This window comes from Roseburia sp. 1XD42-69, from assembly GCF_003612565.1.
In the GTDB taxonomy this organism is placed as follows: Bacteria; Bacillota; Clostridia; order Lachnospirales; family Lachnospiraceae; genus Roseburia_B.
Genome location: NZ_RAZG01000020.1, coordinates 1 through 24,846, shown reverse-complemented (window position 1 = coordinate 24,846; position 24,846 = coordinate 1). Strand labels below are relative to the sequence as shown.

General features: G+C 44.0%; 29 protein-coding genes and 1 pseudogene. 2 read left to right on the top strand and 28 right to left on the bottom strand.

Annotated features, from left to right (window positions below; translation table 11 throughout):
- Window positions 1-43: 43 nt before the first annotated feature.
- The 26 genes from D7Y06_RS11650 to D7Y06_RS11525 form a co-directional block, all read right to left on the bottom strand.
- Entirely contained in the window at window positions 44-1,495 is a 1,452-nt protein-coding gene (locus tag D7Y06_RS11650) for a HAMP domain-containing sensor histidine kinase (RefSeq protein WP_120407973.1), read from the bottom strand.
- Window positions 1,492-2,202, bottom strand: coding sequence for a response regulator transcription factor (locus D7Y06_RS11645; RefSeq protein ID WP_120407972.1), 711 nt, complete (start codon window positions 2,200-2,202; stop codon window positions 1,492-1,494). The genes D7Y06_RS11650 and D7Y06_RS11645 overlap by 4 nt, the downstream gene beginning before the upstream one ends.
- 7 nt (window positions 2,203-2,209) lie before the next feature.
- Entirely contained in the window at window positions 2,210-3,178 is a 969-nt protein-coding gene (locus D7Y06_RS11640; protein WP_120407971.1) for a hypothetical protein, read from the bottom strand.
- A gap of 10 nt (window positions 3,179-3,188) precedes the next feature.
- A complete protein-coding gene (locus D7Y06_RS11635) occupies window positions 3,189-3,959 on the bottom strand; it encodes a hypothetical protein (RefSeq protein ID WP_120407970.1) in 771 nt (256 codons plus the stop codon).
- Entirely contained in the window at window positions 3,956-4,642 is a 687-nt protein-coding gene (locus tag D7Y06_RS11630; protein ID WP_120407969.1) for an ABC transporter ATP-binding protein, read from the bottom strand. The genes D7Y06_RS11635 and D7Y06_RS11630 overlap by 4 nt, the downstream gene beginning before the upstream one ends.
- Window positions 4,643-4,721: 79 nt before the next feature.
- Window positions 4,722-6,287: an AAA family ATPase gene (locus tag D7Y06_RS11625; protein ID WP_120407968.1), complete on the bottom strand. Its 1,566-nt coding sequence runs from the start codon at window positions 6,285-6,287 to the stop codon at window positions 4,722-4,724.
- A 53-nt stretch (window positions 6,288-6,340) separates the two neighbouring features.
- On the bottom strand, window positions 6,341-7,468 hold the full coding sequence (aguA, locus tag D7Y06_RS11620; RefSeq protein WP_120407967.1) for an agmatine deiminase: 1,128 nt from the start codon (window positions 7,466-7,468) through the stop codon (window positions 6,341-6,343).
- Window positions 7,468-8,595: a carboxynorspermidine decarboxylase gene (nspC, locus tag D7Y06_RS11615; RefSeq protein ID WP_120407966.1), complete on the bottom strand. Its 1,128-nt coding sequence runs from the start codon at window positions 8,593-8,595 to the stop codon at window positions 7,468-7,470. Before nspC ends, aguA begins: the two co-directional genes overlap by 1 nt.
- Window positions 8,588-9,856 carry a saccharopine dehydrogenase family protein gene (locus tag D7Y06_RS11610; protein WP_120407965.1) on the bottom strand — a complete coding sequence of 423 codons (1,269 nt, stop codon included), beginning with the start codon at window positions 9,854-9,856 and terminating at the stop codon, window positions 8,588-8,590. Before D7Y06_RS11610 ends, nspC begins: the two co-directional genes overlap by 8 nt.
- Before the next feature lie 15 nt (window positions 9,857-9,871).
- A complete protein-coding gene (gene speE, locus D7Y06_RS11605; protein WP_120407964.1) occupies window positions 9,872-10,726 on the bottom strand; it encodes a polyamine aminopropyltransferase in 855 nt (284 codons plus the stop codon).
- Between the two features lie 31 nt (window positions 10,727-10,757).
- Window positions 10,758-12,224 (bottom strand): aminotransferase class I/II-fold pyridoxal phosphate-dependent enzyme, encoded by a 1,467-nt coding sequence (locus D7Y06_RS11600; protein ID WP_120407963.1) that lies wholly within the window; start codon window positions 12,222-12,224, stop codon window positions 10,758-10,760.
- Window positions 12,225-12,451: 227 nt separating this feature from the next.
- Window positions 12,452-12,883 (bottom strand): hypothetical protein, encoded by a 432-nt coding sequence (locus D7Y06_RS11595; protein ID WP_120407962.1) that lies wholly within the window; start codon window positions 12,881-12,883, stop codon window positions 12,452-12,454.
- A gap of 59 nt (window positions 12,884-12,942) precedes the next feature.
- Window positions 12,943-13,500 carry an accessory gene regulator B family protein gene (locus D7Y06_RS11590; protein ID WP_120407961.1) on the bottom strand — a complete coding sequence of 186 codons (558 nt, stop codon included), beginning with the start codon at window positions 13,498-13,500 and terminating at the stop codon, window positions 12,943-12,945.
- A gap of 1 nt (window position 13,501) precedes the next feature.
- Complete coding sequence (locus tag D7Y06_RS11585; protein ID WP_120407960.1) at window positions 13,502-13,648, bottom strand: cyclic lactone autoinducer peptide; 147 nt, start codon at window positions 13,646-13,648, stop codon at window positions 13,502-13,504.
- Window positions 13,649-13,738: 90 nt separating this feature from the next.
- A complete protein-coding gene (locus D7Y06_RS11580; RefSeq protein ID WP_158591360.1) occupies window positions 13,739-15,028 on the bottom strand; it encodes an ATP-binding protein in 1,290 nt (429 codons plus the stop codon).
- Complete coding sequence (locus D7Y06_RS11575) at window positions 15,021-15,377, bottom strand: helix-turn-helix domain-containing protein (RefSeq protein ID WP_120407958.1); 357 nt, start codon at window positions 15,375-15,377, stop codon at window positions 15,021-15,023. Before D7Y06_RS11575 ends, D7Y06_RS11580 begins: the two co-directional genes overlap by 8 nt.
- Before the next feature lie 103 nt (window positions 15,378-15,480).
- Window positions 15,481-15,723, bottom strand: a complete 243-nt coding sequence (locus D7Y06_RS11570; protein ID WP_120407957.1) for a hypothetical protein — start codon at window positions 15,721-15,723, stop codon at window positions 15,481-15,483.
- A 1-nt stretch (window position 15,724) separates the two neighbouring features.
- Window positions 15,725-16,837: a TNT domain-containing protein gene (locus tag D7Y06_RS11565; protein ID WP_120407956.1), complete on the bottom strand. Its 1,113-nt coding sequence runs from the start codon at window positions 16,835-16,837 to the stop codon at window positions 15,725-15,727.
- A 27-nt stretch (window positions 16,838-16,864) separates the two neighbouring features.
- Complete coding sequence (locus D7Y06_RS11560; RefSeq protein WP_120407955.1) at window positions 16,865-17,248, bottom strand: DUF4280 domain-containing protein; 384 nt, start codon at window positions 17,246-17,248, stop codon at window positions 16,865-16,867.
- A gap of 47 nt (window positions 17,249-17,295) precedes the next feature.
- Window positions 17,296-18,711, bottom strand: a complete 1,416-nt coding sequence (locus tag D7Y06_RS11555) for a contractile injection system protein, VgrG/Pvc8 family (protein WP_120407954.1) — start codon at window positions 18,709-18,711, stop codon at window positions 17,296-17,298.
- A gap of 55 nt (window positions 18,712-18,766) precedes the next feature.
- A complete protein-coding gene (locus D7Y06_RS11550; RefSeq protein ID WP_120407953.1) occupies window positions 18,767-19,096 on the bottom strand; it encodes a DUF2185 domain-containing protein in 330 nt (109 codons plus the stop codon).
- Window positions 19,093-19,623, bottom strand: coding sequence for an ankyrin repeat domain-containing protein (locus tag D7Y06_RS11545; protein ID WP_120407952.1), 531 nt, complete (start codon window positions 19,621-19,623; stop codon window positions 19,093-19,095). The genes D7Y06_RS11550 and D7Y06_RS11545 overlap by 4 nt, the downstream gene beginning before the upstream one ends.
- Before the next feature lie 8 nt (window positions 19,624-19,631).
- The gene (locus D7Y06_RS11540; protein WP_199714694.1) at window positions 19,632-20,726 is read right to left on the bottom strand and encodes an HNH/ENDO VII family nuclease; all 1,095 of its coding nucleotides are present in this window, start codon (window positions 20,724-20,726) and stop codon (window positions 19,632-19,634) included.
- Between the two features lie 272 nt (window positions 20,727-20,998).
- Complete coding sequence (locus D7Y06_RS11535; RefSeq protein ID WP_120407951.1) at window positions 20,999-21,727, bottom strand: LytR/AlgR family response regulator transcription factor; 729 nt, start codon at window positions 21,725-21,727, stop codon at window positions 20,999-21,001.
- On the bottom strand, window positions 21,728-22,111 hold the full coding sequence (locus tag D7Y06_RS11530; protein WP_120407950.1) for a helix-turn-helix domain-containing protein: 384 nt from the start codon (window positions 22,109-22,111) through the stop codon (window positions 21,728-21,730).
- Between the two features lie 103 nt (window positions 22,112-22,214).
- Entirely contained in the window at window positions 22,215-22,556 is a 342-nt protein-coding gene (locus D7Y06_RS11525) for a helix-turn-helix domain-containing protein (RefSeq protein WP_120407949.1), read from the bottom strand.
- 625 nt (window positions 22,557-23,181) lie between these two features.
- Between D7Y06_RS11525 and D7Y06_RS11520 the strand changes: the two genes are divergently transcribed.
- A complete protein-coding gene (locus tag D7Y06_RS11520; RefSeq protein WP_120407948.1) occupies window positions 23,182-23,457 on the top strand; it encodes a hypothetical protein in 276 nt (91 codons plus the stop codon).
- Window positions 23,458-23,501: 44 nt separating this feature from the next.
- On the opposite strand, the gene D7Y06_RS11515 is transcribed toward D7Y06_RS11520, so the two are convergent.
- Window positions 23,502-23,831 carry a hypothetical protein gene (locus tag D7Y06_RS11515; RefSeq protein ID WP_120407947.1) on the bottom strand — a complete coding sequence of 110 codons (330 nt, stop codon included), beginning with the start codon at window positions 23,829-23,831 and terminating at the stop codon, window positions 23,502-23,504.
- Entirely contained in the window at window positions 23,832-24,296 is a 465-nt protein-coding gene (locus D7Y06_RS11510) for a hypothetical protein (protein WP_120407946.1), read from the bottom strand. It abuts the gene before it with no gap.
- A 26-nt stretch (window positions 24,297-24,322) separates the two neighbouring features.
- Here D7Y06_RS11510 and D7Y06_RS11505 point away from each other — a divergent pair.
- Window positions 24,323-24,637: pseudogene (locus D7Y06_RS11505) on the top strand (sensor histidine kinase); the annotation flags it as partial.
- Window positions 24,638-24,846 lie beyond the last annotated feature (209 nt).

Genomic DNA, 24,846 nt, shown 5'->3' with positions numbered 1-24,846 from the left:
CAGTTTTCTGCCGGAAAGTCAAGAAGGGAGATTAGGAATTAGTTTAATTTATCGACAAAAGATACAGCTCAAACACATTCCTCCCCCCCTTTCTCCTGTAAACAATCCCTCCATTATGCTTCTCCATCACCGCCTTTGCTATAGCAAGGCCAAGGCCGGTGCCGCCCCTGGAGTTTCTGTCCCGCTCCCCCCTAACAAAAGCATGGAACATGGTATCCTGCACATCCCTTGCAATCTCCTCCCCGTCATCCTCAACTTTAAGGGTCACCCCCTCCCCTTCCATAAGTGTAATCTTAATTTCCTTTCCCTTTTCGTTATATCTTTTTGCATTGGTGAGAAGATTTCCAATCACCCTGGCAAGAAGTATTTCATCCCCCAAAACATTCACAGGCTCCTTTGGAATTTCGATTTCAAAATCAAACCCCGCCTCTGCAATCTCCCCGTAATATTCCCCGCAGATGCGCCGGGTAAGCTCCGCCAGATTTAAGATTTTCAGTTTTGGCTGGTAATCGGCGCTCTCCATTTTCAGCATGGTAAAAAGGTCCTCCGACAGGGTATTCACCCGTTCCGCCTTAAGTGCAATGGTGTGGTAATACCGGGATAATTCCTCTTTTGGCACCATCCCCTCCTCTAAGGCACAGGCGCAGGACTTTATGGTGGAAACCGGGGTTTTAATATCGTGGGACAACTCCAAAAGCATTTTCTGGCGGCTTTTTCCCATTTTTTCATTCTCTGCTTTCTGCATATGAAGCTGCTCTGTCATACGGTTAAAAGCCTCCCCGATTTCCACAAACTCCCGCTCCGTGTGCATGGAAAGCTCCACCTGCTCTTCCCCGGATTCCACCCTCTTCATCCCCAAAATCAAACTGTCCAGGGGGCGTTTGATTTTCCGGGAAATATAAAAACTCACCCCAAACACGTCCAAAACCAAAAGGAAAAACACCGCAAGAAGCTGCCCTCCCGTTACATTTGAGACAACCGCCCTGTCTACATTCATATTATAGACAATGCTAAAGGCATCCCGGGGATAAAAAATCAGATAGTATCCCCCTTCCCTTTTCTGCCAAAACATATGGTAATTCGTCTCCCCCTTATTCTGCGCCGTGTTATGGACTGTGACAAGAGCGTCCCTGCCAAAATTCTTTGTCTGTCCGTCCTCTGAAAAAGCCGTTATAGAAATCAATTCTTCCGGCGTATAGGACTTACTTTTTGTCTGTTTCTCCCCGTAAACTTTTGTCACCTGAAAGTCTTTATCCAACACCTCCACCCAGCCCCCCAAATTTGAAATTTCCTCCAAATGCTCTATGCTGCCGTCCTCTTTTAAGTTAAGCCCCGGAAAATTTTGAAAAATAATGCCGCCGTCTGAAAATGTTAGAAACAAAAACAGACTGGCCAATGTAATTATAATTGCAATCAGGGTAAATGCCACATAGCTTCCAATGAGTTTTCCAAAAATACTTCCCTTATAGTTCTCCCTTCCGCTCTCCCCTCTCATAGCTGCTCCTTTTCAAACCGATAGCCAAGCCCCTTTACCGTCCGAATCATCTCCGGTTTTTTCGGCTCATCCTCTATTTTATTCCGCAGATTGCTGATATGCACCATAACCGTTCCCTCATCCCCCATAAAGGGTTCCTCCCAGGAATACTCAAAAATCTGCTGTTTTGTGTAAATCCTTCCCGGGGACTTCATAAGAAGTTCTAAAATTTTAAACTCCGTTTTCGTCAGGGCAATCTCCCTGCCCTGCTTTTTTAAGGAACATTCCCTGAGATTTAACTCTAAGCCAAAGGCTTTTAATATTTCACCCTCCCCTTTTTTCTCCTCCTGGTAATCGTAGCACCGCCTGAGCTGGGCCTTTATCCGTGCCATAACTTCTAAGGGGTTATAAGGCTTTGTTATGTAGTCGTCCGCCCCCAGTTCCAGTCCCAAAATCTTGTCATAATCCTCTGTCCTGGCCGTCATCATAAGGGCCGGAATTTTACTGATTTCCCGGATTTTCCTTAAAACAGAAAAGCCGTCCATCCCCGGCATCATCACATCCAAAAGAACCATATCCGGCTTTTCCTCCTGAAACAGGTTAAGGGCAGCCACACCGGAGGCTGCCTTCACCATAACCATATTTTCTTTCCCCATAAACAATTCCAGGGCGTCTAAAAGTTCCACTTCATCATCCGCCGCTAAAATCACAAATTTTCCATCCTTCATAGGTTTCTCACTCCTCCTGGCATACGCCCTTCAACGCTCCGTCAAACCCTTCCTCCAGAGAAAATTTTTCCTGCCAGCCCTCCCCTGTCTGGTCAAGGAGAAGCCCTTTTAACATTCCCATCTGGTAGTATTTGCCGCTTCCCTTTTCGTAGCTGAATTCTCCCATATAATGCTCTTCCCAGGCTTTATCCCCCTCAAGGCTGCGGTAGGCAAGGCTTTCCACATACCTGGCGCTCCCCTCCAAATTTTCCAGGTAAAACTCCATGGCATTTGCGGAATCCGGCAGAATTTCCCTCCTCTTCTCTGCAAGGGAAAGCGCCTTTAAAATATACTCTTTTTTCTCCTCCCCTTCCCCCTCATAAGCTTTTTCCAAAAGTACCATCTCTTCCTCAAAAAGGGCGGCCGCCTTAGGGTTTTCATCTGCTTCCCTTACAATAATATCTTCCCTGTTGTCCTCTGCGGAAAGATTCACCCGCTTCATCAAAGCGTCGATCTCATCCTGCCATCTGTTTGTCTGCCATGCATGGAACGCTTCATGCCAGATTGTAGCCACATGTGCATTTTCGCTGTAAGATTCTTCTGTAAATGCCATTGTCCCTTCAGACATACCCTGGGAAACCGTACCCGCCGCACCTAACATATCAAAGAGAGCAGAAAATTTTTCATAGGTGGGAATCAAAACTTGATACTCCCCCTCTACCTCCCACACAGTCCCTGCAAAAACATCCAATACCGCATCTTCCTTTGAAATATTTTCCCCTTCCACCACATAATCACAGTTTCCATTGTAAAACCGCACCTTGTAATCCGCAAGGGAAAATTCAGAAAACCCCATTTTTTCCATATCATTTTCCAGGGATAATGCCCTCCTGTAAATTTCCCGGTCTGTCTTAGAAAGCCCGTAGCTTCCTGTGAAAGCAGTACATGCCGCCAATAGAAATCCTGTCAATGCATATCCGATTTTAAATAATTTCATCCTTTACCCCCTACGCTTCTTTTTTCCGAAAAATAAAAAGTCCCAATGACACAACCCACAGTGAAAAAAGTAAAACAAAAATAAGATGGGCTTCCATTTTTTCTCCTGTGGCAAAATGGCAGGCCGCATTCTGGATTCCGCTTAAATCCGGCACAAGAAAAAGGAAAAAAGACATGCATTTTCCTCCCAATCCTCCCAGCATATTTTTAAACAGCCCTATCATTCCGTGAAACACGCCGAAAACCATAACGATTACCCCCAAAATTCCCGCTGCCATAACAGGCAGTTTAATACTCATGACACTGACAAAAAGGCTGACGAAGGAAATGCTTAAGGATAATATCAAAAACGCCGGAATCATACGGAGCAAAACTTCCCCATGGCCCTTGGTCACAGCATAGACCCCCAGGGCCAAATAGAGAATAGCCGCAGCCGAAAGGCTTGCGCACACATTGGCAAGGGTCAGTCCTCCGTGGTACGCTTCCTGGCTGATATTCCGCACCCACACAAGATGGCTGTTCTTCCTCTCATACTCCTTTGGAATGGTGCCAAGGCTTAAAACCACTGCCAGGACGCAGCCCACAAAATGAACCAGGGTATGCATCAAAAGAAACATATTAGAAAATCCCGTCACCGCCTCCCCGTTCATGGTAATACTTGTCACATCGCTGCTGCACAGTAAAAGCAGCAGTATGGCAAGAATTACAATAATATATAACTCTTTTCTCCGCATACGCTCTTTTAACGCCGTTTTCATGATAATTCCCACACTGCTTTTCATTTCTCTATCCCTCCGCTTATCGTCTTTGTAAAAATTGTCTCAAGGCTTTCTCCACCCCTTAAATCCTCTTTCGTAAATCTTCGCAGCACTTTTCCTTTCTGCATAATCATCCCTTCGTCACAGACCTTTTCTATGTCACTTAAAATATGGGAATTCATTAAAATTGTCTTACCCGCAGTTTTCAGCTTCATAATCAGCTCAATCATTTCAATCCGCCCCATGGCGTCAAGCCCTGCACAGGGCTCATCTAAAATGAGGATTGAAGGATTCCCAAGCATTGCCTGGGCAAGGGCCAGCCGCTGGAGCATTCCCTTGGAATAAAATTTTATCTTTGTCTTTTCCTCCGAAAGGCCCACCAGATGTAATAGCGTACCACATTCCACTTTTAACTTTTCCCTGGGAATTTTCTGCAGCACCCCATAGTATAAAAGCACCTCCATCCCCGTTAAAAAAGGCGGGAAATAAGGGGTCTCCGGGGAGTATCCCAAAAGGGCATCCTCCGGGATTTCAATCCTTCCCCCGTCCTTTTTTACAAGGGAAAGCATCATTTTTATGGTGGTGCTTTTCCCCGCCCCGTTGCTGCCTAAAAGTGCAAACAGTTTTCCTTCTTTCATGGTAAAAGACAGATCGTCTACCACTTTTTTTCCATTGTAGGACTTGGAAAGCCCGGTTACTGTAATCATAAGAATATCCTCCCTGCTTTTTATAGTCCTATCTTACACCTGGGGTTTTAAGGCAAAATAAAAGCAACCTTAAGAAAACTTAAAGGTTGCTTTTATGGATTTTACAGGTATGGATTTTATCTTTTGAGTCATAGTTGATTCCCACAAGGAAAATTTCGCCGGAATACTCTTTTAATTTATCCGGATAATGCTTTCTCTCTATCTGTTCAATGGCTGCTCCTGCAGATTTATCTCTCTTTAATTCTACTAAAATGGCAGGAAGGTTTACATTTTTCCTGGGCAAAAATACCATGTCCGCAAATCCTTCTCCGGCAGGCAGTTCCCGCCACATCTCATATTTCTCCCGGGCGGCATAATATGCCAGACAAATCACGCAAGCCAGAGAATTTTCATCATTGTACTTTAATACAGAGGTATTCTCCCTGTGACAGTCTGCAATGCTTTCCGCCACCAGATCCGCTTCTCCCCGCAGCGTGGCATCCAGAAGCTCCCGGGACGACTTTATAGATTTTATCACATGTTCCCAGCCGCCGTCCTCAATGGAATTGATAAACTCCCCGGCAACTTCACGGTTTGGAATACGGACCTTTTTTGTATAAAAATCAAATGTCAAATATCCCAGATGAACCAGCAAAGTTAATATGTCATCCGCACTGTGAAAAGTTGTCATATCATTTTGAAACTTTGTGGGATTTATTGCAATCTCTTCCCCGGCAATCAGCCTGGTAACCATTTGGTTTAACCCGTCAAAATCCATGGAAATGTAAACTTTTAACGCCTCATAAGTCTCCGTGGAGGTCCAGTAATTGTTAAAGTACCCCCCGGTGAAAGACATGACAACGGAACGTGGATTATATACCGGCGTTCCCATTAAATGATAGCCGTCATACCACTGCTTTACCTCTTCAAAAGGCATGTGATACCTTTCACACAGCGCCATAACTTCCGGCTCTGTAAATCCTGTAAATTCCCCATATTCCCTTGGGTCTGTCATAGAAACTTCCGTAAACATATTCAGGGCCGAATGAGCTCCGTATTTTTTTATGGGAAGAATTCCCGTCATATATGCAAGGGCAATGTAACTTTGGTTTTTCATAAGATTCCGCAAAAAATCCAGGTATAAACTCTGGGCTTTTATGTCCTCTTTATGCTCTCTGAATATACAATCCCATTCATCTATAATAAATATAAAAGGAATTTTTGTCCTGGCATAAACATCTTTTAAAGTGCGCACCAGATTTGTGCTGTCAAAAAATTTCACTTCCGTAAATTCTTCCGTAAGATCAAAAAGCAGTGCTTTTTCCAGTTCACCCACCATCAGGCCAATCTCTTTTATATGGGAAAATTCTGCCATATTGATCCGAATTACATGATACTGGTTCAAATGCTCCCTAAAACTTTTCGATGCGGAAATTTTATAGTCCTGAAACATTTCCCCGGAATCACAGCCTCTGCTGTAATAGGCCGTAAGCATATTTGCCGTCACCGATTTTCCAAACCGCCTTGGACGGCTGACGCAGACATATTTCTGCTCTGTGCGGATTACTTTATTGGTAAGTGCAATAAGGCCCGTTTTATCCACATAAATTTCAGAATTAAGGGCCTCTTTAAAATCAATATTATCAGGATTCAGATATATGCCCATATGATGTTCCTCCTAAAATATTTTTGCAATCTGCCGCCTTTTACAATGTCTGCCTATGGAAGTCTGCCCTTCCCCCAGGGAATCTGCTGGGTAATACAATGTATATTCCCCCCGCCCAAAAGGATATCCCTGGCAAATACAGACATCACCTTCCGCCCCGGGCAAAGCCTGTGTAAAATCTCCGCCGCCCGTCTGTCGCTGTCTTCATTTTCCCCTCCGAAAGCAGGCAGAATCACCGCTCCGTTGGAAAAATAAAAATTCACATAGGAAGCCGCCAGACGCTCTCCCGCTTCCCGCACATCCTCCCCGGGTTCAAACACATACCCTTTCAAATCCTCCTGTGTAACCTTTACCGGGACATCAGGGATTGGAAGCTTATGAACGGTTAATTTCCTGCCCTTAGCATCCCTTAACTGCTCCAAAACCCTAAGGCTCTCTGAGGACAGCTCATACTGAGGGTCATTTTTATTATCCGTCCAGGCCAAAACCACTTCCCCGGGCTTTAAAAAAGCGCACACATTATCCACATGCTCATCCGTCTCATCCCCGTAAATCCCCCTGGGAATCCACAGCACTTTTTTGGCCCCAAGGTACTCCAAAAGACGCCCTTCAATCTCCTCCTTAGAAAGCTCCGGATTTCTCCCGTGACTGAGAAGGCAGGCCTCCGTTGCCAGAACCGTCCCTTCCCCGTCGCAGTGGATGCTCCCCCCCTCTAAGACAAAAGGCGCCGCATCGTAACAGGGCGCACCATAAAAATTTGCAAATATTTTTGCAAAAGCGTTGTCTTTTTCCCAGGAAGGGTAAAGGCCGTTGTACGTCCCTCCCCAGGCGTTAAATTCCCAGTTGACGCAGCGCCTTTCCCCCTTCCCGTTTACCAGAAAAGTAGGGGCGATATCCCTGGCCCAGGCGTCGTCTGTCTCTGCGGAAAAAACCGTTACACCAGGGATATCCTTTAACGCCTCCCTGGCATCTCCTATACAGGACTTTCCTGCAGCCACATAAACCTTTTCACTCTCCGCAATACAGCGGATAACCTGAACAAAGGCCCTCCTTGCCGCCCTAGCCCCGAAAGGCCAGGAACCGGGACGCTTTGGCCAGATTAAAATACATCCCTCATGGGGTTCAAATTCTCCGGGCATATAAAACCCGTCATGTAAAGGTGTGTTAAGTCTATTCTCCATCAGGACAGCCTTCCTTTAAAATCTTCATATCCAAAATGCTTCACAGTTTCTATCTCCCCATTTTCTTTTAACAGGCAGATATCCGGCAGGGGAATGCCGTTAAAGGTATTGTTTTTCACCATAGAGTAAATGGCCATATCTTCAAATACCAGCCGGTCCCCAATGGAAATCTCTTTCTCAAAGCTGTAATCCCCAATCACATCCCCCGCCAGGCAGGTAAGGGAGGAGAGACGGTAAGTGTAAGGTTTCTCCCCTGGCTCATAGCCCCCCTTTAAAGGCGGGCGGTAGGGCATTTCCAGCACGTCGGGCATATGGCAGGCGGCGGAGGCGTCCAAAATCAAAATCTCCCTGCTGTTTTCCACCTTGTCCATCACCTCTGTCACAAGGTATCCGGCATTTAAAGCAACAGCCTCCCCTGGCTCTAAGTAAATTTCCGCCTTATATTTTTCCTTCACTTCCCGAAGGAAAGAAATCAGTTTCCCTCTGTGATAATCCTCCCTTGTAATGTGGTGGCCTCCCCCCATATTAATCCATTTTACTTTGGGAAGCCACTTTCCAAACTGCTCCTCCACCGCCTGGAAAGTTGCAATTAAATCCTCCGCATCCTGTTCACACAGGGTATGGAAATGAATGCCCTCAAGCCCCCCTTCGCCAAAATCCGGGGCAGGGGGAAACTGCTCCAATGTCACCCCAAGCCTGGAAAAAGGACCGCAGGGGTCATAGATGGCATGTGCCTTCTGAGTGGAGAAACAGGGGTTCACCCGGATCCCAAGGCTCACGCCGCCGCACATATCCTTATAGGTTTCATACTGCCTGAAAGAATTAAACACCATGTGGTCACAGATTTTCGCCAATTCCCGCACATCTTCTTTTTTATATGCCGGGGCAAACACATGGTTTTCCTTTCCCATCTCCTCATACCCAAGCCTTGCCTCATAAAGGCCGCTGGCTGTGGTCCCGCTTAAGTATTTTCCCATTAGGGGATACAGGGAATACATGGAAAAGGCCTTTTGGGCCAGAAGGATGCGGGCCCCTGACTGCTGCTCCACATCCTTTAAAATAGAAAGATTCTCTTTTAATTTTTTTTCATCCACCACATAACATGGGGTTTTCACCTGCTCAAACATCTGAATCCACCAACCTAGGGTTCTCATCTACCACCCAGGGAAGCCCATATTTATTTAACATGTCCATATAGGGGTCTGGGTCGAATTCTTCCACGGTAAACACCCCGGGCTCCTTCCATTTACCCAAAACCACAAGGGCCGTGCCAATCATAGCAGGAACTCCCGTGGTATAAGAGATTGCCTGGGAGCCCACCTCTTTGAAGCACTCCTGATGGTCACACACATTATAAATGTAAATCTTTTTCTCTTTTCCGTCCTTTTTTCCTGTAAAAATACAGCCGATATTCGTCTTTCCCACCGTCCTTGGCCCAAGGGAAGCCGGGTCTGGAAGAAGGGCTTTTAAAAACTGGATGGGAACAATCTCCCGTCCCTCATACATCACCGGGGAAGTGCCAAGCATCCCCACGTTTTCCAGGCACTTCATATGGGTTAAATAACTCTGCCCAAAGGTCATAAAGAAACGGATTCTCTTTACTCCCGGAATATTTTTCGCCAGGGATTCAATCTCCTCATGATGCAGAAGGTACATATCCTTCCTGCCAACCTCCGGGAAATCGTACTCCCTTTTTATGCTCATGGGCGCAACTTCCACCCATCTGCCATCCTCCCAGTAAGAGCCTGGAGCAGACACTTCCCGCAGGTTAATTTCCGGGTTAAAGTTGGTGGCAAAGGGATAGCCGTGATCCCCTCCATTGCAGTCCAAAATATCAATGGTTTCTATCTCATCAAAATAGTGTTTTAGGGCATAGGCGGTAAACACACTGGTCACTCCCGGGTCAAATCCTGTGCCAAGAAGGGCTGTAATCCCGGCTTCCTTATATTTTTCCTGATAAGCCCACTGCCAGGAATAGTCAAAATAGGCGGAAAACCCAAGTTCCTTGCACCGCTTGTCGTAAATCTCCCGCCATTTCGGCTCCTCTATATCCTCCGGCTCATAATTTGCCGTGTCAATATAATCTACCTTACATTCCAGGCAGGCATCCATAATGGTAAGATCCTGGTAGGGAAGGGCCACATTTAACACAGCCTTTGGCTGGTATTCTTTTATCAGCTTTACCAGTTCCTCTTTATGATCCGCATCCACTTTTGCAGTGGTAATCACCGTCTTTGTCTTTCCGGAAAGTTCTTCTTTTAAAGCGTCACATTTTTCCTTCGTCCTGCTGGCAATACAAATCTCTGTAAACACATCACTGTTCTGGCAGCATTTTGTAATGGCCACCCTGGCCACGCCGCCGCATCCAATAATTAATACTCTGCTCATCTTTCCCTCCAAAAATTAATTTTCTTCCTCCATCAGCATATCCTCCACATATTTGGGCAGCATAAAAGCCCCCTTGTGCAGGTTTGTGGTATAATACCAGGTTTCTATCTTCCTGCCGTTCCACCGCTTTGCATCCAAATCCCTCAAGGGATGGTATTTTTTTGACACAAAGCCAAAGAGCCAGTACCCGGAAGAACAGGTGGGAATGTGGGCCTGGTACACTTTGCTGATGGGAAAACTGTGGCTTGCCTTCCTGTGCATAGCCCGGCAGGATTCCTCATCCTCATCATAAAAAGGGCTCCCATGCTGATACACCATCATGCCGTCCTCCTTTAAGGCCCGGTAGGAATTGCCGTAAAACTCTTTGGTAAAAAGCCCTGCCGTATGCCCTAAGGGGTCAATGGCATCGTTGATAATCAAGTCATACTCCTCGTGCCTGGTGCGAAGAAATTTCAGCCCGTCTTTATAATAAACCGTAACCCTGGGATCATTTAACCCGCAGGCATTGTCGGGGAAATACTCCCTGCACACATTGACAAAAACCTCATCCGGCTCCACCACGTCGATCTGCCGGATTTCTTTATAATAGGACAACTCCCGGCACACGCCGCCATCCCCGCCTCCAATGACAAGGACTTTCTCCACATGGGGATGGACTGCCATGGGAACATGCACGATCATCTCATCATATGTAAACTCATCTTTCTCAGAAAAGACAATACTCCCGTCAGAGCTTATAAACCTGCCGAACTCCTCAGACTCAAAGACATCCAGCCTCTGATAATCTGTCTGTGCCCCAAAAAGCTGTTTTTCCACCTTAACAGATACTTTCACCTTTTCCGTATGATAATCTGAAAACCATAATTCCAAATCTATTTCCTCCCGCTAAACAAAGTTATTGTCACCAGGCGTTTCCCTCACTGGCCAGAACATTTAAATTTTCCACATATGGGTCCTGAGTCCCCTGCATGGAACACCCCTTTTCTTTGGCATAATTAATATATTGTATAATCTCAGGGGTTATAATCTCTCCCGGGGCTAAAATCGGAATCCCCGGAGGATAACACATGACAAATTCACTGCATATCTTCCCCGCCGTCTCCCCGATAGGCATAGATACTTTGTCCGCATAAAAAGCCTTCTGGGGGGAAACACATACTTTCGGGGCAATATATTCCGACTTTAGCATATGGGCCGGATTTTTGCTGTACAGTCGTTTAATGTCAGACAACGCCCCCACCAGGCGCTCAATATCCTGAATTCTGTCGCCAATGGAAATATATGCCAGAATATTTGTAATATCCCCAAACTCAATCTGAATATCGTATTCATCCCGGAGCAAATCATAAACTTCAATCCCCGCCAGCCCGATATCCCTGGTAAACACAGAAAGTTTTGTCACATCAAAATCAAAGACGCTGTTGCCATTCATCAGCTCCCGCCCATAGGCATAATACCCGCCAATGTCATTGATTTCCTCCCTGGCATACTCTGCCATCTCCACTACCCGGGCAAAAGATTCCCGGCCCCGCATGACTAAGTTTCTCCTTGAAATGTCAAGGCTTGACAGCAAAAGATAGGAGGCGCTTGTGGTCTGGGTGAGATTTACAATCTGGCTGACATACTCCCAGTTTACCGTACTGTTTACCAAAAGCAGGGAGCTTTGGGTTAAGCTGCCCCCGGACTTGTGCATGGACACGGAAGCCATATCCGCACCGGCTTCCATGGCGTTTACCGGAAGATTTTCCCCAAAATAAAGGTGGGTTCCATGGGCCTCATCCACCAACACCAGCATATTGTGTTCATGGGCAAGCCTTACGATGCTCTTAAGGTCGGAACAGATTCCATAGTAGGTGGGATTGTTTACCAACACGCACACGGCATCGGGATTGTCAAAAATGGCCTGCTCTAAATCCCCCATTTCCATCCCCAGGGAAATCCCCAGACGCTCATCCACTTTAGGATTTACATACACCGGAACCGCCCCGTTTAACACCAGGGCATTTATCACGCTTTTGTGTACGTTCCGGGGCAGGATAATCTTCTGCCCCGCCTGGCAGGCCGTCATCACCATGCTCTGCACGGAAGAAGTAGTTCCCCCCACCATAAAAAATGCGTGGTCAGCCCCAAAAGCCTCCGCCGCCAGCTCCTCCGCCTCCTTTATCACAGACATGGGATGGCAGAGATTATCCAAAGGCTTCATGGAATTTACATCAAGGCTGACACATTTTTCCCCCAAAAGTTCTTTTAACTCAGGATTCCCCCTGCCCCGCTTATGTCCCGGCACGTCAAAGGGCACCACTCTCTTTTTCCTCAGCCGCTCCAGGGCTTCATACACCGGAGCATGTTTCTGTGCTTCTATATTCATCCGCTTTCTCACCTCTATCTACAACTACAGTCTGCCAGAGAAAAAAAGAACAGGTGAAAATGAATCACCTGCCCGTAATATCCGCTGTTTTCTGCCTGGCCAAGCCATAGGCCAACTTTCTGTCAGGCACACCTGTATGGGGCAAATTCCCCTGTTTCTCTTGTCTTTCCGTTTCATCATTCATGTAGTTGTAGAGTATCATATCACAGGTAAAAATGCAAGAATTTTTACAGATATTCCCGCAAATCCTCTACAAGGGTTTCCTCCGCCCGGATAAGCTCTCCTGTCAAATCTTTTACTTTCTGCTCCGCCTTTGGATACTGGTGCAGATACTTATACAGAGACTTAATTCCCATATTGCATCCGTCCGTAATGATATCCGCCGCCATGGAGTCGGAATTCTCCCCTTCCAGCTTCATATTGGACTTAAACCAGGACATTACCTTTGCCATCACCGCCGGCTCTTTCCCCTCTTCCTGGTACTCCACAAGATATTCATGTGTCTTATTTCCCAGCCTGGAATGGGTGTCCTTACTTTTAAGCAGCAAATTCTTTAACCCGTCGTCCCTCACATGGCCCAAAACATCATCCAAAGAAGTTACTCCCATTTTAATGCCCGCATTACATTCCTGAAGTAAATTTACCGTATCTTCCGTCATAAAAAAATCCCTCCTTTTGGGACGTATTGTCTCCTTGGGAGGAATGTTTTATACATGGGTTATTTTGCTTTTGCAATTATCATGGAAATTGCTATTAATAAAAAAGTTGCCCCCATTAAAAGCAGATATCTTTCCTTATAAAATGCCAGACAAGCCAAAGCAAGAAAAAAATCCAACAAAAGAAAACTTCTTAATTTCCTTTTAAACCAGGCGTTTTCTTCCCTGTCCACTTCCCTGTTCTTATTTTCAACAGGATACAGCCAATAAATCGTAAATTCCAATGAGAGCAAAACCAGAAAAGAAAAACAGCCAGGAATCTCTATATACCTGGCTAAAAGCAATACACCGGAAAATGCCAGGCATGAAAGTAAAAAACAGGCCTTGAATGTATCCATATGCAGTCCCCCGGCATATGACCTTAAAGGGACAAATATAATAAAAAACAATAACCCTTCCACAAGCATATGCATATGTAATGCCATCAGAAAACAGAACAAAACAAAGAGCCCTGCTTCTGCTGTTATCTGAAAAGCATATTCATACATTTCCCTGTCCGATTCTTCTATCATGCCTTTTTGCATGACATAATCCGCTAGTGTTTCATATAGTTTTTTCATACTAGAACTTTCTGAATTTTTTTACTTCAACGGGCTGTTTGGGCTGATGGTAAAAAAATACACATCTGCTGTTCGCCGCAGCAGAAAGGGCTTTGTCTGCCGCTGCCGTCAAAAGTTTTGCCGCTGTCTTTTTATCACGATTCTCCATGGCCATATCCCTCCTTTATCCTAGAATAAGTACAGGATACATGAATTTAAGGGAAAATGGCCTAATCTGTCAAAAATACCTGCTTTTTTGTCAAAATTCCCCAAAATTCATCACCACAGTTAGAGAAAAAACGTTATCTGCATCCTCCACAACTACGTCTCCCTGATACTTTGAAGCTATTTTCATAATGGACTTTAATCCATATCCATGTCTGCCTTTTTCGTCTTTGGAAGACAAAATTATTCCCCGCCTGTCCCTGGCAATTGGCTGCTCATAAGGATTTTTCATTACCAGGATCAATGCCGATTTCTTTGTCCCCATAGAAATATCTATGATTTTATCTTCCCTGGCGCACTTTCTCACCGCCTCCATTGCATTGTCCAATGCATTTCCCAAAACAACTCCAAGGTCTCTCTCCTCTATGGGTAAATCCTCCGGCACAAATATCTTCAATCGGAAATCTATCCCCCATTCCCTTGCTACCGTATACTTAAAATTAATAATCGCATCAATGGTTGTATTCCCGCACTCTGAAATACTGTCCGTATAATGGCAGTTCTTTATAATCTTATTCAGATTCCGAATGACTTCCTCCGTCTCACATTTTTCCACTTCACTTTTCAAAACAATCAGCTGGTTCACCAGATTATGTTTTTCCTCGTGAAAATCTTCTATCATTTTCTTCTGTTCCTCCGTATTGGCGGAAATAATTTCTGACTGTTTTGCATAAATGATTCTTTCCTTTTCCTGCATAAAAAGCTCATTCATTTTCATATAAATCTCAAAAACCACCACATTGAATAAAAGCAGGACACTTACAGAAGCTGTAGCTAAAAATCTACTATTTTCACTTCCCCCAGAATAAAACAGACTTAATGCAATAAAGATACTGCCTCCCGGCAGAAAAAGAAAGTAGAAATAAAAATGCCCAGACACAGCCTCATCATATCTCTTATTCCAAAACACAGATATTGTGTAAACCAAAACTATCATCAGCATTTTTGATATAATCGTGCCAAGCACATCCTGGCTTTCATGCTCCATAGGAACTCCGCTAATCATAACAAAAGTAAGCATTTCGATTAAAAACCATAAGGCACACAGCATTACGGATAAAAAGCATTTTTCCTTTCCGGTGGAACGATAGCCCCACAGCGCTATATTAAACAGCAAAACCACCGTCAAGGGCAAGGTAATAACATGCAAATTTCCTGTGTCTATCTGAAAATAAATCTGAAAAACAAAATACAGAATCCAGGCTGTTACCGACAGGAGACTTCTCTCTTTTTTCTCGCAAAACGTTCCCAAGAACCTGCGTACAATCCACATGGATGCAACCGCCATGGCCGTATTCGGTATGTATTCTCCAAATTTATACATCTGTCTTTTCTCCCAAAAGTAAATCCTTTGCCTCCCGGATTGCAATTTGGTGCTGTACATAATTTTCCAGGCGGCGCAGCTCTTCTAACTCCATGTGCTCTGTGCTCTCAATCACCAGATTCATTTCCGACAAAGAACTCTCTCCCAAATACAAATCATTTGGAGTTATCTCAAGAACCGAACAGATTTTTAACAGGCTTTCCGGCCGTAGTCCTTTGGTGCCATGTTCTGCACTGGAAATCGTCTGAATCGTTAACCCCGCCTGTTCCGCCAGCTTATCCTGCGTCAAATACAATTGTTTCCGCCGCTTTTTAATCCGCTCTCCCATTTGTTTGCGCAAATTTATCATTTGAAACCTCCATGCTGTAGGTATAGATATATCATAACGTCTTTAGCATGAATTTATAAGCGACCATGGCTTAAATTATATTATGTCATAGTTTAAATCTTGTTTAACTGAAATTCAGCCCAGGCAAATTTCTTTTAATCTGTTTTATCAGGCAGTTACAGGCTTCCTCCTCATCGTCAAAACGCCCGATATTTGAGCGTGTTCCCCTTTCACTGTAGTAAACCTCCCATTTACCATCAATTTTATCTATACAATACGCCTCGTTTGGCAGCCCTCCTTGCAAGGAATACATATCAGAGGGAACCTTATTTTCCACTAACATTTTTTCTAATAATTTTCTATCCATGTTACTCTCCTACCTTTCTCAATATACCCTGTTCAACCAAAGATGAAACAGATTGTTCAAATTTGTACTGCACACCGCCGCCCTGTTCTCCAAACCACGGCGCTACGTTTCCTGCCTTTACATCTACCGGCTTTACAACCTCATATACCGAATATAGAAGCTTATCTGAACCGGGAAACATAGAGCGCTGTGTATATGGCGTGCCTTCGGGAGCCACAAAACTTCCGCCGCCATATCCGTATCTGTCCACTTTAGTTCCAGGCTGTAATGTTTTTTTCACAGGAGTACCGTCAAAACCATCATTCTGGGGCCACTTAATGGTTCCATCTGAATTAATATAATTATATTTGCCTCCTTTTTCATATTGCACTCCCTGTTTACTGCTCCGGTATGCGTTTATAGATGCATACTCCACAACTGCCCCATTGGTATACCATAATGCCAGTCCAAAGGTTTCATAGGCATCAACGTCATTTTGAAACACCTTGTCCAAAACCACATTATAACCGCTGTTACTTGCATATATATCATTTACGGTATAAACTCCCGTTGTAACGGTAAGCCCATATACCCCATTTGTTACTATAGCAGGTACAACATTCTGCGTAAAAGATGAAACACCTAAATAATTCCATGCACCCATTCCGGCTATAGCCCCTACCGAAGGAGCTGCTACCACAGTACAATATAAAAACGCCCCGGACAAAGCACCGACAGCCGCACCTCCTGCAAGTCCTTCTGCATATCCTCCCACGCTCCTGCCATACCCGGTTTCCTTGTCGCTCTGGTACATCCCCACTGTAGCCGCAGTTGTACCTACAGCTGCACCGGCCAGGGCAACAGCTGCCAATGCCGCTCCGCCTGTTGCAACTGTGGCAATGGCCAAGCCGGCAAAAACTGCCGCAACTGCCAAACCGGCAATCAATCCCTTGGTAGGGTCCGGCGGAATGGCAATCAAGTCGTCCTGAATTTTGGGATAAGACTTTATTTCACTTAACTCTAAGGAGGTATAGGTGCTGCCAAATAGGTTCATCTCCCCTCCTTCCATACTTAAGGCTGTTACACTGCCTCCCGGTTCCAATAACGAATATGTGTCTTTATCTGTCCCTGGCATGTCCTCCTCCTAAGTGACCGGAATCCATCAGTCCTCATATTCCATTCCCGATGTCATTGGTTCAATAATTCCCCCGCAGGAGCACACGAGATAAGAATCCATAGTAACTCCCTGCCCATTGGTATTCTCCCATTTTTTTAAAATGGAAGGGACACACTGCATTCCCTGAACCTCCGGCGGCACACCCATATAACCAGGATACCTCACCAGTGTTGCCCCCGCTGGGGGAACAGGGCTGCTGCAGACCCCGAAAGATGAAATATTTTCCTTAGTGCAGTCCTCATCCATAATCACCGGATGGTCACATATGTATTCCCCGTGGCTTTGGGGCAAATTCAGACGCCTGGGATGACTTCCCATCCTGCAGCTTAACATCGCTCCCCTTACCAAATATACCTGTTCGTTTCCCATTTTGCATTACCTCACCTTCGTTCACAATAATTTATCATATAAGACCTTTATTCCTTCACCTGTAAGCTGGTCCCCTTCAGTTTCAGCTCATCTTCAAACGTTATACTACTGTCTCCCCGTGCCAATTTAATACTTTTTGTGGCCTGAATATCCATTCTCATATCACTTTTCAGAACAATACTATCCTCCGCAGAAACTGTCACATTCTTATTGGATGCAATCATTACTCCCTTTTCATCATCCAAAGCTACCGTCATACCTTTATTATTCGTAAGAATCACCGCCCCAGGTGTAAAAGTAACCTGCTTGCCATGCATATTGGATATGGCTTTCCTGGCCGGATCGCTTCTCGGCTGCCCCTTTCCCGCTTCCGAATCCCCGGTATTCCCTAGGTTAATCGCACTTATGACATATCCCTCATCCTCGTACTCGCTGGGAAAATACAGCCTCACCTTATCCCCTCTTTCGGGCATACAATACCAGCCAGATCCGTCCGGCGAGGAATACACTGTGGAATATGGAAACCACTTTGCCTTTGATTCCTCCTGTTTTTTATCCACCGCCACCACAATTTTTACCGTATCCTTATCCACAGCAAGAACAGCGGCATCAAGAGATGCCCCGATAAGTCCTCTGTTATGTCTGGATGGTGTTTGAAACCCTCCTTCCCTGCGCAGGGTATAAGTGTGCACCAATTCTTCTCCTTCTAAGACACTTACAGCTTCATACACAAAAAAATCATGATGACATAAAACTGTCCGCTCTCCAAGTTCCAAATACTCCCTGCTCTTTACTTTATAAAAAGTAAAATCATCCGCAATAATCTCCGGTATCTGTCCCTCTTTCATAAGAAATTCCTCTCTTGCATTTCCGGTGGAAAAACTGTACACATCCAGCTTTTTTTCCGGCACCTTTGCAGAAAGGCCAAAGGAATAGCGTATCCCCTCCCCGGCGTAATCCGGCAGGAGAGGCTGATAAAACCGGGACGCCATCCGCTTTAAAAATTCCCAGTCCGTCTCTTTGTACTGAACAATTAACTTTTTAATTGGATTTTCTACCTTGCAATTTGGAATGCAGGAGACTTTTTCATATCCGGCATTTATCTCTTCTAAAAGCTCGTCATATGTCATCCCTTGGTTTTGAAAAGTGCGGGTATGCTTGACGCAATCCATAAGCTTTGTACTGCCTGACAACACAATCCGGGCCGTTTTGACGCCCCCTGCGTTTTTTACCTCCATACTGTCTATAATACCGGAAAAAATATCTTTCCTCTTTCCTTTTTCATCCAGTATGTACAGCGAAGCATTCCCGCTCTCCGCATTTTTAAACAATTCCCCTTCGCTGCCCTCTGCAATCACCCCCCGGATAACTGCCATACCGTGCTCATTTGCCTTTTTGTGGATATACACTTCCTGTAAGGCCACAAAAGATGCCATAGACAAACGGATTATCCTGTCCCTCACTTGGGTTCCCCCTTTCTCAGCGGTATATTATGAAGCCCTTTCAAACTTATACATCTTATTCGCTCCCAAATACACATTTTTCACCGGTATCTGTAAATATAAAATACTTTTTTTGCCCTTCATACACCAGCGTTAAATCTGTACCCACCGGCATGTCAAAAATAGGTAAAATAGCCGGTTCAATTTCAAAAATAGTCCCCCAGTCACACACGACCATATTGGCAGCATTTTTCAGGTATTCATCGGTATCTATTTCAGATAGGAAACGCCATCCGTTATCTATTTCATTTACGCCGTTCTCCCGAAAACACCATTTTAATCTGCCTTTTTTTTCCAAAATATTTTTGGATACAATAGAGCCGCCCATATTCATACTTTTCTTCATCTCTTACTCTCCATTATCTGATTTAATCTCTCAGTTCCCCGCTGGTTAATTAACATTCTGATACTGTATCCCGCTTTATTACAAGCATCAAAATCCTCTATCCTTTTCAGACAATTTTCTAAAAATTTCATTGTCTCCTCAGTCCGAACCTTAAAAATTTCCTGGCATAAAGTAAAGAATGCTGAATTTCCATACTTTTTATCTTTCTGTGCTAAAGATACTCCTCTTTCTAATAAGATTTCAGCAACTTCCAATGCCCCCTCATATCTTATTCTGCTGGCAATATAATGAAATTCATTACACCCTTCACTGGAAACATGATTTACTTTACAGTTATTAGACAGCAAATAATTTGCAATATCAAATTTTCCTGCCGCCAAACTCACTTCAAGCAGGCTCATCCCCTTTGCGTCAGTGAAATCAAAAACTTCCCCGGCTTTTTTCCCTTCCTGCTCTAACTTCGCACAAAAATCTTCCAAACTTCCTAAACTGATAACTGTCCCAAAATCGCATTTTTCTATATTCATTTGTCACCTCATTCAAATTTGTGGCCTCGATTGGTACTTGGCAATTCAGGACGGTAGTTTGCGGGATTTCTATACCATTCAAGAAACTCTTCCAGGGTCATTTGTCCATCCATATATAATTTATACATATCAGAATATTTTTGTCCCGGTATATGGCCCATATCCCATTGTCCGCTTCTGGGCCGGGTACGATCCCATGTAATCTCTGCTCCCGAAGGGTCATATACTTTTCCTGTTACAGGGTCTTTTGCATTTTCCCAAACTTGTTCCACTTGACCTGGCCCATAGCTGGGTCTGTGTTTCGCATATGGTTTCTGAGACGATGTATTCTCCTGGCTCCCCCTTTCGTATTGCACCCCCTGTTTATCAATCCCGCGATATGCGTTTATGGAAACATACTCTACAACCGCCCCGTTTGTAAACCATAACGCCAATCCAAAGGCCTCATAAGCTTCCCTGTCATTATCAAATACTTTATCCAAAACAACATTATAACCGCTGTTGTTTGCATATATATCATTGACCGTATAAGCCCCGGTGGTAATGGTAAGCCCATATACTCCATTTGTTACTATAGCAGGTACAACATTTTGTGTAAAGCCTGAAACACCTAAATAATACCCTGCATCCATTGAAGCAATAGCCCCGGCTGCAGGAGCTGCCGCCGCAGTCCAGTAAAGAAATGCCCCAGCTATTGCACCGAGGGCGGCCCCGCCTGCAAGTCCCATGGCATATTCCCCCACACTCCTGTCATACCCATTTTCTATGTCGCTTTGGTACATCCCCACTGCTGCCGCAGTTGTACCAACGGCTGCACCGGCCAGGGCAACAGCTGCCAATGCCGCTCCGCCTGTTGCAACTGTGGCAATGGCCAGGCCGGCAAAAACTGCCGCCACTGCCAAACCGGCAATCAATCCCTTGGTAGGATCCGGCGGAATGGCAATCAGGTCATCCTGAATTTTGGGATAAGACCTTGTTTCACTTAACTCTAAGGAGGTATAAGTGCTGCCAAAAAGGTTCATCTCCCCTCCCTCCATACTCAACACTGTTACACTGCCTCCCGGCTCCAATGACGAATATGTATCTTTTCCTTCATTTGCCATCTTGCACTACCCCCTTCTGCAGCATAATAATCTAAATAAAAAAAAGCAGCCCAAACCACCTATGTGCCCGACTGCTAAAAAACTAAAATATGCCAGACATGACAGAAAGAAGCGCAAGTATCTTTTTTCTGTCATTCCTTTTCAGATGGCATAATCCATTCCTATTTCATAAGATATTTTCGTTCTGGAATATACCTATAGCATACATTAAAATTTTCTTTATTTAATTAATCTATCAAAAATACCAGGTATCCTGTAAAATTCCCCCAATTTTACATATCTATCTCGCTGCCCAGAAGCCTGCTGTAACTATTGCTAAAAGCTTTTTGTCTCTCTTCGCTTACTGGCAGCTTTGTACCGTCCGTAAGCTTTACCTCTGTTTTTGACCGTGCACTTATATGATGGTAATTTACCAGGTAAGACTGGTGGATTCTTAAAAAAGGAATTTTTCCATTCACCGACCACTCTTCCACTGCTGATAACTTTCCGTTAAAAACTCTTTCGCCTCCCTCTTTTACGTGTATAATAATCTTCCTTCCGGTACTCTCAAAAAATAAAATATCCATACAGAGCAGTTTAAACTCCTGCTTTTTATACTGGTAATTAAAATATAACCTCTGCCTGTTAATTTTGCGGTTTGCATCCAAAAATATTTTCTCAAACTGCAGATTATCTATGGGTTTTTTAATAAAAGTAAAAACATCTAAGCGAAATAATTCCATTAAATATTTGTCGTATCCAGAAACATAAATCAACAATGCATTTTCGTCTATCTTGCGGATATTTTTAGCTGCCGTGATTCCGTCTCCTTTTGCCATCTGGATGTCCATGTAAATCAAATCATAATATGTACCTTTATATATTTCCTGCTCTAAAGATTTTCCACTATAAAACACATCTGTATCCACCGGTATATTTTCCCGTCTGCAAATATCCAAAACGCATTTTTCCATCTGATTTGCTATTATCTTTTCATCATCACAAACAGCAACTCTCAGCATTTATCTTTCTCCTTCTCGTATAAGACTATCCTTCGCCTCTGCTTCCTCTTTAATTGCCATTTTTGTCTCCCGAATTGCTATTTGATGATGCACATAACTTTCCAGGCGGCGTAATTCCTCTAACTGCATATGTTCCGTACTTTCAATGACAAGATTCATCTCCAGGGATGAACTTCCTCCAAGATATAAATCATTTGGAGTAATCTCAAGAACCGTGCAGATTTTTAATAGACTTTCCGGCCGAAGCCCCTTCGTGCCGTGCTCTGCACTGGAAATGGTTTGGGTAGTCAAACCTGCCTGTTCCGCCAGCTTATCCTGGGTTAGATACATCTGCTTTCGGCGCTTTTTAATCCGTTCCCCCATTTGTTCCCGCAAATTTATCATTTGAACCCTCCATGTGTAGGTATAGTTATATCATACCTTCTTTCACATGAATTTATAAGCGACCATGTTTTAAATTATCCCATGCTATAATTTAAATTCTATTTTATTTTGTTATATGTTCGGATGCTTCCACAGCTTCAATAAAATTTTCTGTGATTTTTTCAAAGCATTGAAAATGTTTGGAGGACAGAAGAGAAATCTTCTCGATAAATGAACATTTATTTGATGATACGTTTTTCCCAAATAGCAGATACTCTGAACTCACCTCCAGGGCGATGCAGATTTGATAAAAGTTTACGATACGCAATTCTTTTGTCCCACGCTCAGCGCTGGAAATGGTCTGGGGCGTCACATTTGCCAGCTCTGCAAGCCTTTCCTGGGTAAAATGCATTTGTATTCTCCGATTTCTGATACGTGTGCCAATTTGCTTTTTTAAATCTTTCATTTGAAACCTCCATGCTTTTTTATATTGACCTTAGCACGGATTTCTTCTGGAATATAGTTATAGATTTGCAACGGAAAATGATTTATTCATTTTATACAATCCACCTTCTCCGGCTTTCACTTTTTATATCGTAAAAAACAGCATATTACCAAGATTATCATCTATGTACTCTATGGCATCAATTCAAGATTGCCGCCTGTGCCGCCGTTAGGGTTCAATGACTTTTACCCCATTTATCCCGCCCAATCTGCGATTCGACAAATTACGCTTCTGCCGACAAAATCCATACTTTCCAGCGCAGCGCAGCCGCATCAGAGCAGCTTAACAAGCGCAGGCTCCCCGGCTTCTTGGTCATCTCCTTATGCCAAATACTTGCGGATATTGATTGCAAAAAATTTATTCATTACTGGCATTTAATTTCTCCCTTGCTTTCTGTTCCCTGAATCTCATAAATTCTCTCAGTTCATCCTCAGTTTCAATAAACTTTACATTTACTGGAGTACGGACAGGACGGTTCTTGGCAGATTCTTCAATCGCATTGACAAACATGAATTTTTTATAATTTCTTTTTCCACTTGCTAACCCGCCAAAACAAAGGTAAGTTACGACACCACGGAAGGAAGGATTGGAGAAAGACTCTGCATTATACCAGCTCATGGACACACGCATGAACGGTGTCATGAACGGTATCGTTATCGGTGACGGGGAATATCAGACGATTCTCCGAAAGTCTGACGTATACTCCGGCGAACTGGACAGGATGGATTTATCAAAAGAAGTCCGGCTGTATTTTTTTTACACAAAAAAGGAGCTGCGCACGAATTGCTTAGTACGACAGCCCCACCCAAAACCGCCAACACAGCGGTTACACCCGTCCCTTCCTTTTCCATTATTACCATAGAAGATCTGCATTTACAGACTTTTTTCATAGTGTCGCATTCTGCACTACCTTTTAAATATCAACTTATTATTCCACTCATCAATACAATTTTTTTTCTCTTCTAAATAATCAGGATGGCTTGCCAGTTTTGCAAAATTTATATCCTTTAAGTTTTCCCAAAATTTCGGCACACGATATGTAGCATGAGCACTATGACGACATGCACTACACCAAGTCCACATGCCCCCACGAGCATTACCTTGCATATACCTATGAAAATATAAGTGCCCCTCTCTTTTTCCACAAATAGGGCAAGTTACAGGAAAACATTCTTTACTTGGTTTTTCAATATAATCTAATATTTCCATTATTCTATCATCATTATCTATCCACATCTATCTTCCTCCATTAATATAATCAGATAGCGCATTACCGGCACTATAAGCCGGTGGCTCCGTTGCATGACCACCTTTAATAAAATCACGTGCATGATTTAGTTCATGTGCAATTGTATTTGCCAACTCTGTTTCACTCATTAACGCATCTGGACCAATTTCTATAACATAAGGATTGACTCCCAAGGTTCTCCCATATATTCCCGGACGTATATTGGGATTGTATTTAATAGTTATGTTTTGTCCTGACCCTCTTAAATTTATACCATATTTTTTAGCTATAACGTATGCATAAGTTTCAGGATCCAATGCCATATCTAAAGTTTTTTCCGTTATTGAAACTGGACTTCCTGCATTCCCTCCAATGGTTCCAGACATACTATTCTGGTCTTTCAACTTTTGAACGGACTGGTTATTGCCAAACGACTCCTTACTGTCCCCTCCCGGCATACGGTTCATGTTCATTGCCCCGTACTCCATATAGACATTATTCCCAAGCCCTTTTTAACCTGCTGGACAATGCGGTGAAGTACACCCCGGCAGGCGGGAAAATCGCTGTGTCAGTGGTACTGTGGGAAATGTATGTGGAGATCAAAGTTGCCGACACCGGCAAGGGCATTTCCGAAAGCAATCAGGCCGCCATCTTCCGGCGCTTCTATCGTGAGGAAGAAGTACACGAACAGCAGGGCGTGGGCATTGGCCTATATCTGGCCCGCGAGATCGTAACGCGGCAGGGCGGCTATATCAAAGTGGTTTCGGAGCTGGGCAAGGGTTCGGAATTTTCTATTATGCTGCCGACAAAATAGAACGCAGCGGACGGCCATTTCCGGCTGCCCGCCGTAAATTATTTTGAAATGTCCGAGCGTTGTAATATTTTATACCTATTTTCAATGAAATTTTTTGGCTGCTGTAACATTTCGCGGACATTTGGGTTTTATAATACCCTTATCAACAGGCAGGAAGCCTTGAAAGGAGTTTTGAATATGAGCGTTTTACAGACTATCGACCTAAAAAA